The sequence below is a fragment of the Streptomyces sp. NPDC058459 genome (assembly GCF_042721685.1).
Lineage (GTDB): Bacteria > Actinomycetota > Actinomycetes > Streptomycetales > Streptomycetaceae > Streptomyces.
Map to the genome: position 1 here is coordinate 52,613 of NZ_JBHXLV010000004.1, position 13,232 is coordinate 65,844.

The 13,232-nt window shown below is 70.8% G+C and carries 11 protein-coding genes; 5 read left to right on the plus strand and 6 right to left on the minus strand.

Going from position 1 to position 13,232, the window contains the following annotated elements:
• The first annotated feature begins 86 nt into the window (after positions 1 to 86).
• The 4 genes from ACFWN1_RS01950 (at position 87) to ACFWN1_RS01965 (ending at position 4,935) form a co-directional block, all read left to right on the plus strand.
• The gene (locus ACFWN1_RS01950; RefSeq protein WP_384357126.1) at positions 87 to 1,673 is read left to right on the plus strand and encodes an MFS transporter; all 1,587 of its coding nucleotides are present in this window, start codon (positions 87 to 89) and stop codon (positions 1,671 to 1,673) included.
• A gap of 72 nt (positions 1,674 to 1,745) precedes the next feature.
• Positions 1,746 to 2,384 (plus strand): TetR/AcrR family transcriptional regulator, encoded by a 639-nt coding sequence (locus tag ACFWN1_RS01955; protein ID WP_384357128.1) that lies wholly within the window; start codon positions 1,746 to 1,748, stop codon positions 2,382 to 2,384.
• 184 nt (positions 2,385 to 2,568) lie between these two features.
• Complete coding sequence (locus ACFWN1_RS01960; RefSeq protein WP_384357130.1) at positions 2,569 to 3,621, plus strand: endonuclease/exonuclease/phosphatase family protein; 1,053 nt, start codon at positions 2,569 to 2,571, stop codon at positions 3,619 to 3,621.
• 99 nt (positions 3,622 to 3,720) lie between these two features.
• Positions 3,721 to 4,935 carry an MFS transporter gene (locus ACFWN1_RS01965; protein WP_384357132.1) on the plus strand — a complete coding sequence of 405 codons (1,215 nt, stop codon included), beginning with the start codon at positions 3,721 to 3,723 and terminating at the stop codon, positions 4,933 to 4,935.
• A 333-nt stretch (positions 4,936 to 5,268) separates the two neighbouring features.
• Here the strand turns inward: ACFWN1_RS01965 and ACFWN1_RS01970 are convergent, their stop codons facing one another.
• Positions 5,269 to 5,754 carry an ATP-binding protein gene (locus ACFWN1_RS01970; protein ID WP_384357134.1) on the minus strand — a complete coding sequence of 162 codons (486 nt, stop codon included), beginning with the start codon at positions 5,752 to 5,754 and terminating at the stop codon, positions 5,269 to 5,271.
• A gap of 155 nt (positions 5,755 to 5,909) precedes the next feature.
• On the opposite strand from ACFWN1_RS01970, the gene ACFWN1_RS01975 reads away from it, so the two are divergent.
• Positions 5,910 to 7,058: a helix-turn-helix domain-containing protein gene (locus tag ACFWN1_RS01975; protein WP_384357136.1), complete on the plus strand. Its 1,149-nt coding sequence runs from the start codon at positions 5,910 to 5,912 to the stop codon at positions 7,056 to 7,058.
• Between the two features lie 42 nt (positions 7,059 to 7,100).
• On the opposite strand, the gene ACFWN1_RS01980 is transcribed toward ACFWN1_RS01975, so the two are convergent.
• From ACFWN1_RS01980 to ACFWN1_RS02000, 5 genes are all read right to left on the minus strand, one after another.
• Positions 7,101 to 7,676, minus strand: coding sequence for a YdeI family protein (locus ACFWN1_RS01980; protein WP_384357138.1), 576 nt, complete (start codon positions 7,674 to 7,676; stop codon positions 7,101 to 7,103).
• Between the two features lie 155 nt (positions 7,677 to 7,831).
• Complete coding sequence (locus tag ACFWN1_RS01985; RefSeq protein WP_384357140.1) at positions 7,832 to 9,586, minus strand: NAD+ synthase; 1,755 nt, start codon at positions 9,584 to 9,586, stop codon at positions 7,832 to 7,834.
• Between the two features lie 84 nt (positions 9,587 to 9,670).
• Positions 9,671 to 11,635 (minus strand): protease pro-enzyme activation domain-containing protein, encoded by a 1,965-nt coding sequence (locus ACFWN1_RS01990; RefSeq protein ID WP_384357142.1) that lies wholly within the window; start codon positions 11,633 to 11,635, stop codon positions 9,671 to 9,673.
• Between the two features lie 198 nt (positions 11,636 to 11,833).
• Positions 11,834 to 12,466 (minus strand): DUF305 domain-containing protein, encoded by a 633-nt coding sequence (locus ACFWN1_RS01995; RefSeq protein ID WP_384357144.1) that lies wholly within the window; start codon positions 12,464 to 12,466, stop codon positions 11,834 to 11,836.
• Positions 12,463 to 13,137, minus strand: a complete 675-nt coding sequence (locus ACFWN1_RS02000) for a DUF3105 domain-containing protein (RefSeq protein WP_384357146.1) — start codon at positions 13,135 to 13,137, stop codon at positions 12,463 to 12,465. The genes ACFWN1_RS01995 and ACFWN1_RS02000 overlap by 4 nt, the downstream gene beginning before the upstream one ends.
• Between the last annotated feature and the right edge of the window lie 95 nt (positions 13,138 to 13,232).

A 13,232-nucleotide genomic window follows, 5' to 3' on the forward strand; every position in this document is an offset into this window, starting at 1 on the left:
CGTCCGGCGGCCCGCCGCGCAATACCTCGGCAAAGGAATTCAGATACGAGACGGTGCCGTATTGGAATAGGCATACGATCGGGCGCATGACAACCTCCGTCCCTGCCCCCCGGATACCGGAAGCCGTGCACCGGCGCCGCTGGGCGATCCTCGGCGTGCTGATGCTGAGCCTGCTCATCGTGGTGCTCGACAACTCGATCCTGAACGTCGCCATCAAGACCATCGCCACCCCCGCGCCCACCGGCCTGGGCGCCACGCAGAGCGAGATCGAGTGGGCGATCAACTCGTACACGCTCGTCTTCGCCGGTCTGCTCTTCACCGCCGGGCTCATCGGTGACCGGCTCGGCCGCAAGAAGGTGCTGCTCGGCGGGCTGGTGGTGTTCGGCATCGGCTCGGCGCTCGCCGCCGAGTCCGGCTCCCCGGCCCAGCTGATCACCTACCGCGCCGTGATGGCGCTCGGTGCCGCCTTCGTCATGCCCGCCACCCTGGCCGTGCTGATGAACGTCTTCGAGCGCTCCGAGCAGCCCAAGGCCATCGGCATCTGGGCGGGCGGTGTCGGCCTCGGCATCGCCATCGGCCCGATCACCGGCGGCGCGCTGCTCGACCACTTCTGGTGGGGCTCGGTCTTCCTGATCAACGTGCCGATCGTGCTGATCGCCGTCGCCCTGATGATCTGGCTGGTCCCCGACTCCCGCGACCCGAAGCCCGGCCGCCTGGACCCCGTCGGCGTGGTGCTCTCCGTGCTCGGCCTGGTCCTGCTGGTCTACGGCATCATCAAGGGCGGCGAACTGGCCGACTTCACCGACCCCAAGGTGCTGGCCACGATCATCGCCGGTGTCCTCGTGCTGGTCGCCTTCGTGGTCTTCGAGAAGCGCAGCGACCACCCCTCGCTGGACGTGACCTACTTCCGCGACAAGGTCTTCTCGGCCGCCATGGCCGCCATCGCGCTGGTCTTCTTCGCGCTGATGGGCGTCACGTTCTTCGGTGTCTTCTACACCCAGAGCGTGCGCGGCTACTCGCCGCTGGAGTCCGGCCTGCTGATGCTGCCGCTGGCCGCCGCCCAGCTGATCTTCGCGCCGCGCGCCCGGCTGCTGGTCGACCGGTTCGGCAACAAGGCCACCACCACCGCGGGCATGCTGCTGATCGCCGCCACCCTGGCCGCGTTCGCCGGCTTCGAGGCCGACACGCCCATCTGGCTGCTGGAGGTCGTCTTCTTCCTGATGGGCACCGGCATGGCGCACATCATGACCCCGACCTCGGTCGTCATCATGCAGGCCCTGCCCCGCGAGAAGGCCGGCTCCGCCTCCGCGCTCAGCAACACCTTCCGCCAGGTCGGCGGCGCCCTCGGCATCGCCGTACTCGGCTCGGTGCTCGCCACCGCCTACCGCAACGGCATCGAGGACAAGCTCGGCGCCCTGCCGCCCGGCCTGCGCGACACCGCCGGCGAGTCCATCCAGGCCACCCTCGGCATCGCCGAGAAGCTCGGCCCGCGCGGCCAGGCCCTGGTCACGCCCGCCCACGACGCCTTCCTGCACGCCATGCACATCACCGCCCTGTGGGGCACGGGTGTCGCGCTCATCGGCGCCGTAGTCGTCGCCGTGTTCCTGCCGGGCCGCCCCCCGGCCGGGCAGCCCGGCGAACGCGAGCCCGAACTGATCCACACCGGCGACTGAGCCGCCGGCACCTGCGGGGGAGGCTCCCGCTGCGGGACAATCTCCGCAGCACACCGAGAGGACGACGTAGACGTGAGCCTTGCCGCAGACCGGCCCGCTCAGCCCGCGCGGCCCGCCCCCGCCCGGGGCAGGCCCCGCAGCGAGAGCGTGGAACGCGCCATCATCGAGGGCGTGATGAAGCTCCTGGAGGACGGTGTGCCGCTGGCCGACCTCTCCATCGAGCGGGTCGCGCGCACCGCCGGAGTCGGCAAGGCCACCATCTACCGCCGGTGGAGCGGCAAGGAGGAGCTGTTCGTCGACGTCATGCGCGCCGCCGAACCCCCCGACCCCGAACTCCCCGGCACCTCCATGCGCGACGACCTCGTGGTCCTGCTGGAGACCCTGCGCCGCCGGGGGCTGGCCAGCCGCTCCTCGGCGATCATGCACAACGTCTACGTCCAGGCGAAGTGCAGCCCGCGCATCTGGGCCGCCTACGAGGCGAGCGTCATAGCGCCCCGCCGGGCCCTCACCCTGGACGTGCTGCGCCGGGGCCGGCGCGACGGCGAACTGCGCACCGACGTGGACGTGGAGGTGGTCCACGACATGTTCGTCGGCGCCATGCTCGTCCGCACCGTCCTGCGCCCCGAAGCCGACCTCCCCGAAGGGCTCCCGGCGGAGATCGTCGACACGCTGCTCGCCGGCCTACGCCCCGTCAGGCCGCCGGTCTCGTAGCCCGGATGTGCGTGTTTCGTCACAGAACCCCCCGCGGCGGGCGTCCCCGGAACCCGCGGCGCCGCCTGGTGCGTCCTCGACTTCCGAACGGCCGTCATGGGACGGCGGAACGAGACCGCGCATCCCCTAGGGTCGTACCCACACGGGGGGATGACGGAGCACCGCAGGCAGTGAGGCACACGGTATGGCGCAGCAGGCGTACATGACGGAGACGGACAACGGCGGCTCGGGGCCCGAGCGACCAGTGTCCCGGCTTCGGCGCCTCGCGCACCGGCTGTTCGGCGGCCGGCGCGGCGACCGGGGGATCTGGCGCCGGGGCCTGGTCACCACCGCGCTCGCGCTGCTGCTGGCGCTGGTGATGCTGGTGCACTCGCGCATCCCGAACCGGTTCGGCAACCTCGGCAGCCTCATCGAGACCTTCCTGCCCTGGCTGGGCCTCGCGATCGTGGTGCTGCTCGTGCTCGGGGTGGTCCGCCGCTCCGCCACCGCGCTGATCGCGCTGCTGCTCCCGGCGATCGTCTGGCTGAACCTCTTCGGCGGGCTGCTGCTCTCCGACAAGTCGGCCCCCGGCGGCGAGCTGGTGGTGGCCACCCACAACGTGAACGCCGACAACCCCGACCCGGCCGCCACCGCCCGCGACGTGGCCGCCTCCGGCGCCGACATGGTCGCCCTGGAGGAGCTGCCCGCCTCGGCCGTGCCGGTGTACTCCGCCACGCTCAGGGCCACGTACCCCTACCACTCGGTGGTCGGCACGGTGGGGCTGTGGAGCAGGTACCCGATGAGCCAGGTCGAGGCGGTCGACATCAAGCTCGGCTGGAAGCGCGCCATGCGCGCCACCGTCTCCACCCCGGACGGCCTGGTCGCGGTGTACGTCGCCCATCTGCCCTCGGTACGGGTCAAGATGGAGGCCGGGTTCACCGCCCGGCAGCGGGACAAGAGCGCCGACGCGCTCGGCGAGGCCATCGCGGACGAGACCCTCTCCCGCATCGTGCTGCTCGGCGACCTCAACGGCACGATGAACGACCGCTCGCTCAACGCCGTCACCTCCCAGCTGCGCTCCACGCAGGGCGCGGCGGGCACCGGGTTCGGGTTCAGCTGGCCGGCGGCGTTCCCGATGGCCCGGATCGACCAGATCATGGTCAAGGGCGTCGAGCCGGAGAGTTCCTGGACCCTGCCGCGCACCAACAGCGACCATCTCCCGGTGGCGGCCCGTGTCAAGCTCGACACGCCCTCGTAACCCGCTGGAATACTCCCCTTGAAAGACTTTGTTCCGTACGGGAACATAGAAGATTCCCCGTGAGCCCTGTACGGCACTTTCGTCTGGAGAGGTCCCTTCATGCCCCTGGCACTCCTCGCCCTTGCCGTGGGCGCCTTCGGCATCGGTACCACCGAGTTCGTGATGATGGGCCTGCTGCCCGATGTCGCGGACGACCTGCGCATCTCGATCCCGACCGCCGGACACCTCGTCTCGGCGTACGCGCTGGGCGTCGTCATCGGCGCCCCGCTGCTGGCCGCCGTCACCGCGCGGATGTCCCGTCGCACGGTGCTGATCGGCCTGATGGCCCTGTTCGTCGCGGGCAACGCGCTCTCCGCGCTCGCCCCCGGCTACGAGTCCCTGCTCGCCGCCCGCTTCCTGAGCGGCCTGCCGCACGGGGCCTTCTTCGGCGTCGGCGCGGTCGTCGCCACCGGCATGGTCGCGCCGGAGCGCAAGGCACGCTCGGTCTCCCTGATGTTCCTCGGGCTGACCGTCGCCAACGTCGCGGGCGTCCCCGTGGCCACGCTGATGGGCCAGAACATGGGCTGGCGGGCCACCTTCCTCGGGGTCGGCGCCATCGGCCTGGCCGCGATAGCCGCGCTCGCCCTGCTCATACCGCGCGACCACACCCACGCCACGGCGGCGGGGCTGCGGCACGAACTGGCCGCGCTGAGGTCCGTACCGGTGTGGCTGGCGCTCGGTACGACGGTGGCGGGCTTCGGCGCGCTGTTCGCCGCGTACAGCTACGTCACCCCGATGCTGACCGACTCCGCCGGGTTCGCCCCGGCCAGCGTGACGCTGCTGCTCGCGCTGTTCGGCGTCGGCGCCACCGCGGGCAACCTGCTCGGCGGGCGCCTCGCCGACCACGCGATGCGGGGCACACTCTTCGGCGGCCTCGCGGCGCTGGGCGTCGTCCTCGCGCTGCTCCCGGTCCTCATGCGGGCCGAGTGGAGCGCCGCGCTCGGCGTGACCCTGCTCGGCATGGCCGCGTTCGTCACCGGCTCGCCCCTCCAGCTCATGGTCATGGAGAAGGCCGCCGCGGCTCCCTCCCTCGCGTCCTCCGCCAACCAGGCCGCCTTCAACCTGGCGAACGCCGGCGGCGCCTGGATCGGCGGACTCGCCCTGGCGGCGGGGTTCGGCGTGACCTCCCCTGCCCTGGCGGGCGCGCTGCTCGCCGTCCTGGGCCTCGGGGTCGCGGGCATCGCGTACGGCGTGGACCGACGCCGGGCGTCCGCGCCCACGGGCCGACTGGTGGCGGCACACGTACCTGAGCCGCAGGATCGGGTGCACCGCTGACTCCCGCCCGCTTACGGCCCGGGGCCCCGTCCATCCCTCTTCGGAGGGGGTGGACGGGGCCTCCTGCGTGCCGGCGGAACCGGCCTCAGATCCGGCGCCGGGTCACCCCGCGGGGAACGGGGACGACCACGAGGAACCTGGTGACGACGGCCCGGAAGCGCTTGTGTCCGGTCTCGTCGGCATGCCCTAGACACCAGAGCGTCACGGCGGTCCCTTCTTCGGCCTCCTGTGATCGCATTCCGCACGTCATGCACCAAGCGTGGGAGACATCCTGCCGTGCGTCCGGGTCGAGACACACCGTGAATTCGATGAGGTCATCGGTCATCGACAGCCTCAGAGGCTTTTGACGGCCAACTCGGCCCACACTGTCTTGCCGACGACCTGCTCCGTGACTCCCCATGCTTCGGAAAGGGCGTCCACGATCTCGATTCCCCGGCCGGAGACCGCCAAAGGAACTCGGGGACGCCTGCGGGGCATTCCTTCGCCGGTGTCGCGCACTTCCACCCGAACTCGTCCGGCCCGGTGATCGAGGGTGACTTCGACCTGCCGGCCGGGCGCGGTCTTGCCATGAAGGACGGCATTGGTCACCAGTTCCGACACGATCAAGGCCAGATCGTCCGCCGAACCGTCCACGTCCATGCGGTCAGCGAACAAACGCGCGAACTCGCGAGCCTTGCCGACGCTGACCCGCGTCCTGGCATAGCGGGTGCTTGACCTGCCACCATCACTCGTGTGTTGCTCTGCCGGGAGAACTGCCCCGCCCACCGGTGCGAGATCCCTGCTCTCCCGGCTGGGCGGGGCGGCGGTCCTGTGATCCATGTCGACTCCAACCGGCCGGCGAAGCTCCAGTCCCGTTCCATACGGTCGCCGGAGCACTTGTGTGTTGTCCGTTCACTCAACGATCTGCCGTATTCGCCGGGTAGTTGACCAGCGTTGACTATGCTCGGGGTCAACAGTCAACGGGAGCAGCTCTCATGATCGATTTGGCCGACACGGTGCGCAGGGCGCTCAGGGAGCAAGGCAAGAGCCTCAGGGGTGCGGCAGGCGAGCTGCATTACGACGTCGCTTATCTGAGCCGCGTTCTCAATGGGAAACAGGCCCCTTCTCCCGAGCTGATCCAAGCCCTCAACGAATTTCTGGGACTGACTCTCGAAGTCGAATCCGCTGCACCCCACGACGACGAAATGGACGCGTGGGAGCTGGCACGACGCGTTCAGGCGAGCGATGTGGGTCCGGTGACGCTGGGGCGACTGGAGAAGTCGTTCGACGAATTGGCGATGGCCTATCCCAAGTCCGACCCCGAAGACCTGCTGCGGAAGGTGCGTAAGCATTCCGCCTACGTGGTAAGGCTACTGGACGCCAGGAAAACGCTGTCCGAGCATCGCCGCCTCCTGGTCGTCGGCGGTTGGCTGTCTCTCCTGGGCGCCACCGTGCACATCGACCTGCTGGAGGACGACGCCGCCACCGCGCGCCTGCGCACCGCCGCGACACTGGCCAGAGAGGCCAACCACCCGGAGATCGACGCCTGGTGCCAGGAAACCGAGGCATGGCGCGTTCTCACGGACGGTGAATACGTGCGCGCGGTGGAGATTTCCCGTGCGTCTCAGGACATGGCCCCGGCGGGCACCTCCGCCATGATCCAGGCGACCGCGCAGGAGGGCAGGGCCCACGCACGGCTGGGAAACGCGCCGGAGACCTATCGGGCCATCGAGCGGGTCCAGCGGATGTCGGCGTCCATCGGAAGCCCCGGCGCTCCGGAGCACCACTACCGGTACGACCCCACCAAGGCACTGTCCTACACGGCGACCACCCTTGCCTGGCTGGGCGATTCGGCGGCGGAGCCGTACGCCCGTGAGGTGATCAGGCGGCTGGGTCCGAGTGACGACGTGTCCAGGTGGCCGCGCCGCGTGGCCTCCGCGAACCTCGACCTGGCTCTTGCCCTCCTGAAGGACGAGCGGCTGGACGAGGCGTGCGACGCCGCACAGAAGGCCCTCCTGTCGGGCCAGGTGGCCCCGTCCAATCACTGGCGTGCGCTGGAAGTCGTCAGAGCGGTCGAGGCCCGTGAGCTTCCGGAGAGCGCCGATCTGCGTGAGGCGTACCGGATACTCGAGGTCAGCCGGTAGCGGCACTCCACGGGCCCGCACGGTCATGGCTGCTGTCCCTCACTAGGGGCGCACTGTCTCGCCCCTCGCCAGCATCGCCACGTACTTCTCTATGCGGCGTGCCCGGGTCTCGGCCCTCTTGGCGTCCTGAATGCGGTACAGGATCGCGTAGCGGCTCTGCCGGTTCAGGGTCTCGAAGAACTTCGCCGCGGCCGGGTCGGCGGTCAGGGCCGCGGCGAGGTCGTCCGGCACCGTGGCGGTCCTCGCGCTGTCGTAGGCCGCCTCCCAGCGACCGTCCGCCCTGGCCCGGTCGACCTCGGCCTGCCCCGGCGGACGCATCCGGCCCTGCTCGGTCAGGACGGCCACCTTGTCCCGGTTGACCTTGGACCACTTGCTCCGCGGCCTGCGCGGGGTGAACCGCTGGAGCCACCACTGGTCGTCGAACTTGGCCTTCTGGCCGTCGATCCAGCCGTAGCAGAGTGCCGCGTCGAGTGCCTGGGTGTAGTCCAGCGCGACGATTCCGGGGCCCTTCTTGCGCAGCTTGAGCCAGATGCCGGACGAGACGGAGTGGTTCTCGCCGAGCCACGCCTCGAACGCCTCGGCGGATTCGAATACGACGGTCTTGAAGTCCTGAGTCACCCCAGCAGCGAACCACACCCGGCCGACGGGCGTGACGCGTTCGGGCGCGACCCCGGATACGGCACGCCTGTGGACCCGCGGCGCGGACTCCGACGCGGACCGGACGGATCGCCGCCGGCCCTCCCCTCCTCCGACACCCGGCGAGGACGAGACGACTAGGCCCGCTCCCGCCACCCGTTCGTGATCGGCAGCCGCCGGTCCTTCCCGAACCCCTTCGCGGAGATCTTCGTGCCCGGCGGATACTGGCGGCGCTTATACTCCGCCGTGTCGACCATGCGGAGGATTCTGACGACGAGGTCGCGGTCGAAGCCCGCCGCGACGATCGCGTCGGCGCCCTGGTCGTGGTCCACGTAGAGGTCGAGGATCGCGTCCAGGACGGGGTAGTCCGGGAGGGAGTCGGTGTCGACCTGGCCGGGGCGCAGCTCGGCGCTCGGGGGCTTGGTGATGGAGTTCTCCGGGATCGGCGGGGTCTCGCCACGCTCCTCGGCGGCCCGGTTGCGGTGGCGGGCCAGCCGGAACACCGAGGACTTGTACACGTCCTTGATCGGCCCGTACGCGCCCACCGAGTCGCCGTACAGGGTCGAATAGCCCACCGCCAGCTCGGACTTGTTGCCCGGCGCCAGCACGATGTGGCCCTCCTGGTTGGACACCGCCATCAGCAGCGTGCCCCGCAGCCGGGACTGGAGGTTCTCCTCAGCCAGCCCGTCCAGGTCCAGCGCGCCCATGTACGCGTCGAACATCGGCTCGATCGGCACCGTGCGGAAGTGGAGCCCGGTGCGCCGGGCCAGCTCGGCAGCGTCGCCCCGGGAGTGCTCGGAGGAGTACTTGGACGGCATCGAGATCCCGTACACGTTCTCCGGGCCCACCGCGTCGCACGCGACAGCGGCCACCAGCGCCGAGTCGATGCCGCCGGACAGCCCGATCAGCACCGAGCGGAAGCCGTTCTTGACGACGTACGCCCGCAGGCCCGTCACCAGCGCGCCGTAGACCTCCGCGTCGTCGTCCAGCCACTCGGCGCGGCCGCCGGGCCAGGCCGGCTCGTAGGACGGGACCGGGTCCGCGGAGAGGATCACGCGGTCGATGCGCAGCCCGTCGTCCACGACACCCGTCGGCGCGTCCGGGTCGGCGGCGGGCAGGTCCAGGTCCAGCAGCAGGCAGGTCTCCGCGAACTGCGGCGCCCGCGCGATCACCTCGCCGTCCGCGCCGACCACGATGGAGTCGCCGTCGAAGACCAGCTCGTCCTGGCCGCCGGTCATGGCGAGGTAGGCGGTGGTGCAGCCCGCCTCCTGGGCCCGCTTGCGTACCAGCTCCAGCCGGGTGTCGTCCTTGTCCCGCTCGTACGGCGAGGCGTTCACCGAGAGCAGCAGGCCCGCGTGGGCCGAACGGGCGGCGGGGACCCGGCCGCCGTCCTGCCAGAGGTCCTCGCAGATGGCGAGCGCCACGTCCACCCCGTCCACCCGGATCACCGGCATGGTGTCGCCGGGCACGAAGTAGCGGAACTCGTCGAAGACGCCGTAGTTCGGCAGGTGGTGCTTGGCGAAGCTGAGGACCACCTCGCCCCCGTACAGCACGGCCGCCGCGTTCTGCGGGGCACCGGCCGGCTGGCCGTACTTCGGCTGCGCGGTCGCCGAGCGGTCGAGGTGGCCGACCACCACCGGCACCTCGCCGAGCCCCTCCGCCGCCAGCCGGGCGGCCAGGGTGCGCACGGCGGTGCGGGAGGCTTCGACGAAGGACGAGCGCAGGGCGAGGTCCTCCACGGGATACCCGGTCAGCACCATCTCCGGGAACGCGACCAGCCGCGCTCCCGCCCCGGCCGACTGCCGGGTCCGGCGGACGACCGACTCGGTGTTGCCGGCGATGTCGCCGACCCGGGCATCGATCTGATTCAGGGCGAGACGAAGTTGAGGCACCCCGCCAGTGTAATCGTCACTGAGACGAGATGTGGGGGCGTGAGGTGTCTGCCACCTCACGCCCCCGTCACCGTGCCGTACGGATCAGTGACCCTTGTACGACCGCACGTAGCCGTTCGCGGGCGAGCCCACGCCGGTCACGTCGTCGTAGCCCTTGACCGCGTGCAGCGAGCTGTCCTTGCCGAGGCTGCGGACCGAGACGGCCAGGCCGCCGGAGGCGTCCGTGCCGTTCACGAAGTCGGTACGGGCCACCGCCAGGCCGGAGCCCGTCGGGTTGTCGGTGACGTCGTGGAAGACGCCCTTCTTGCCGTACCGCTGGTAGATCGACGGGTTGGCGAAGCCGATCGCCTTGCCGCCGCGCGCCTCCTGCGCCAGCGCCTGCACCGCCGCGATCACCGGCGCGGCCAGCGAGGTGCCGCCGATGCGGTACTCGCTGTAGCGCAGGGAACCGTCCGGGAAGGTCTGGCTCTGGCCGACCAGGAAGCCGGTGTTCGGGTCGGCGATGGCCGCGATGTCCGGGACGACGCGGTTGCCGGCCTCGTTGTTGGCCGTGGCCAGCTTCTTCGGGACGATGCCCTGCTGGTAGTACGGCTGCGGCACGGTCCTGCTGGTGCCGCCGCCCGCGCCCGAGGTGAAGGCGCCGGGGAAGGAGTTCCAGCTCTTGCCGTCGGCCGAGAGGGTGGCCTTCTCGGTGCCCCAGCCGGTCTCCCACTGGTAGGCCTCGCCCTTGCCGACCGCCAGCGAGGTACCGCCGACCGCCGTCACCCAGGCCGAGTTGGCCGGGGTGTCGACCTGCTTCACGCCGGGCGTGGTGTCCGTGGCGGTGTGAGCCACCTCGTCGCCGTTGTCACCCGAGGAGAAGTAGAAGCCGATGCCCTCCACCGCGCCGAACTGGAACACCTGGTCGTACGCGGCGGCCAGGTCCGGCGTCTGGTTGGCCTCGATGTCGCCCCAGGAGTTGGAGACGATGTCGGCCAGGTGGTTGTCGACGACCTTGCTGAGCGAGTCGAGCAGGTCGTCGTCGAGGCAGGACGCGGCGCCCACGTAGGTGACGTCCGCGTTCGGCGCGACCGCGTGCACGGCCTCGACGTCGAGGGTCTCCTCGCCGTACCAGCCGGCCGCCCCGCACTCCTTGACCCCGGTGTGCGTGTACTCGTCGGGCAGCACCTGGTGGAGCTGGCCGGTCTTCCACGCCGCGTCGCCGTGCTTCTTGGCGTAGGAGCCCGCGTCGAAGGCGATGGTCGGCGAGGCGTACGCGTCCGTGATGGCGATGCGCACGTGCTTGCCGGTGTACTTGCCCGCGCCGTAGGCCGCGCGGAGCTGCTTGCCGGTGTAACCCTTGATCGCGTACGGGATCTTGTGACCGTACGCGGACGGCAGGCTGCTGGCGATGTTCGAGCCGAAGTAGCTCGAGAACGGACCGGCGTTCTTGAACACCGCCTCCGGAGCCGGCAGCTGATCGTCGTGCTTCGACTTGTGCGGCGCGTTGTCCAGGCCGGTCACCGTGAGCACGGCGCCCCTGAGCGAGGCGGGCGCGGACGCCGTCTTCGCCGGGGCGCGGTAAGTCCGGGCCCCCTTCGTGTAGTTGTGGAGCTGGGTGCCGAACGCCTTCTCGGCGGCGGCCACGTCACCGGAGACGGCGACATAGTGCGCGGTGACCCCGGTGACCGTCAGACCGGCCGACTTCAGCCAGGACTTGACGGCGGCCACCTGGGCCTTGGTGGCCCCGAAGCGGGCCTGCGCCTGCTTGGCGCTGAGGTGCTTGCCGTACAGCGGCGAGGCCGGGTCGGAGACGGCCTTGGCGTAGGCGGCCAGCCCGGCCGCGTTCCGCCCGGCCAGGTAGACACGGGCCTTCACCTGGGCGCTGTCGGCGGTGGCGCCCTTGTCCGCCTTCGCCGTGGCCCACAGCGGCCGGGTGCCCGTCAGCGCGTTGCGCGCCGGGCCGTCCGCGTGGGCCGCAGGTATGCCGAGCGCCAGCGCCCCGGCGATCATAGGCAGCGTCGCCGCCAAGCTCACACCGGCGCGCGTCTTGGCGCGGTTGGATCTCATAGAACCCCCTGCGATGCGTTTCGCATGCATGTCGTGGTCGGTACATCGCGGATGCGCGCCGGTGAAGCGGCGGTTTCGGCCTGCGCGGTGATCGCACGATGGGGGCCACTCTGGCTGATGAACCGTTCATGTCAGGGAAAGCAAAAGGTCAAGAGAAGCTCAAGTAACCGTGAGATCAGGCAACTTGGCCGAAAGTCATCACGAACGGGCCGACGCGCCCCGCTTGTTCAGCATGTCCGCCATCAGCCGGATCTCGGACCGCTGGGCGTCGGCCATCCCCCGCGCGAGCCGCTGCTCCGGCCCCGGCGCACACCGCGCCACACACCCCTCGGCCATGTGCACCCCGCCCCTGTGGTGCTCGGTCATCAGCTGGAGGTAGAGCACCTCCGCCGCGCGCCCCTTCAGCGAACCGAGCCTGCGCAGCTCGGAGTCGGTCGCCATGCCCGGCATCAGCGCGCCGTCCTGCCCGAGCGGCATGTCACCCATGCCCATCCAGCTCATGGGCGGCTTCGCGGACACCTTCGGAAGCCCCCACAGGTCCAGCCAGCCCAGCAGCATCCCGCGCTGGTTGGCCTGGGTCTGCGCGATGTCGTACGCGAGCCGCCGCACCTCCTCGTCGCCGGTGCGGTCGCGCACCAGGTACGACATCTCCACGGCCTGCTGATGATGCACGGCCATGTCCCGGGCGAACCCGGCGTCCGCCGACTCCCCGCCCGGCACCCGCACGCCGGCGGACTCGCGCTCCCCGCCGGCCGCGTACCCCCCGGCGCCCGCCGCGACGACGGCCAGCAGAGCGGCACCGGCCGCCGACCCGACGTACCCGCGCCTCACTTCATGACCCCGCCGGTGCAGGGGGCGCCCGGCTCCGGGGTCTGCTCGCCCTGCACATAGGCGGCGAAGAACTTGTCCACCTCGGGGTCGGCCGCGCTCTTGACGCTCACCTGGTGCCCCCAGGCCGAGAGGACCAGCGGCGCGTCCTGGTCCGTGTACGGGCTCATCAGCGAGTACGGCGTCCGCTTCACCTTGGCCGCGAGCGCGTCCACGTCCGCCTTCCGGGCCTTGCCGGTGTAGGTCACCCAGACCGCGCCGTGCTCCAGCGCGTGCACCGCGTTCTCGTCCCGCACCGGCTCCTTGTAGACGTCGCCGTCGCAGTTGAGCCACGCCGGGTTGTGGTCCCCGCCGACCGGCGGCCGCATCGGGTACGTCACCCTGGTGCTGACATGGGTCCGCGACAGCTTGCCGGACCAGGTGCGCACCCCGTCCGCGCCGGTGGTGAAGTGCCCCGAGCCACCCTTGGCGTCGGCGGCCGTGTCCTTGCCGCCGTCCGAGTCCGACTGGGAGCGCACCAGCACCACCCCGCCCACGGCCAGCCCGGCGACGACCACCACGCTCGCGGCGACGGCCAGCACCCGGTTTCGGCGGGCGCGGGTCCGCTCGGCGCGCCGCATCTCCTCCACGCGCGCGGCGCGCTCGGACGCGGGGCTGTGCTGGTCGGTACCCATGGGGCGTGTCCTTCCACGGAGCGTTCTCGGAGTCCGCCGATCGTAAGCGGGCGGGCGGGGCGCCGGGGAGCGAGGTGCGACAACCGGATAAATCG

Coding starts and splice junctions, on each gene's coding strand:
- ACFWN1_RS01950 (WP_384357126.1), top strand. CDS start 87: ATGACAACCTCCGTCCCTGCCCCCCGGATACCGGAAGCCGTGCACCGG.
- ACFWN1_RS01960 (WP_384357130.1), top strand. CDS start 2,569: ATGGCGCAGCAGGCGTACATGACGGAGACGGACAACGGCGGCTCGGGG.
- ACFWN1_RS01965 (WP_384357132.1), top strand. CDS start 3,721: ATGCCCCTGGCACTCCTCGCCCTTGCCGTGGGCGCCTTCGGCATCGGT.
- ACFWN1_RS01970 (WP_384357134.1), bottom strand. CDS start 5,754: ATGGATCACAGGACCGCCGCCCCGCCCAGCCGGGAGAGCAGGGATCTC.
- ACFWN1_RS01975 (WP_384357136.1), top strand. CDS start 5,910: ATGATCGATTTGGCCGACACGGTGCGCAGGGCGCTCAGGGAGCAAGGC.
- ACFWN1_RS01990 (WP_384357142.1), bottom strand. CDS start 11,635: ATGAGATCCAACCGCGCCAAGACGCGCGCCGGTGTGAGCTTGGCGGCG.
- ACFWN1_RS02000 (WP_384357146.1), bottom strand. CDS start 13,137: ATGGGTACCGACCAGCACAGCCCCGCGTCCGAGCGCGCCGCGCGCGTG.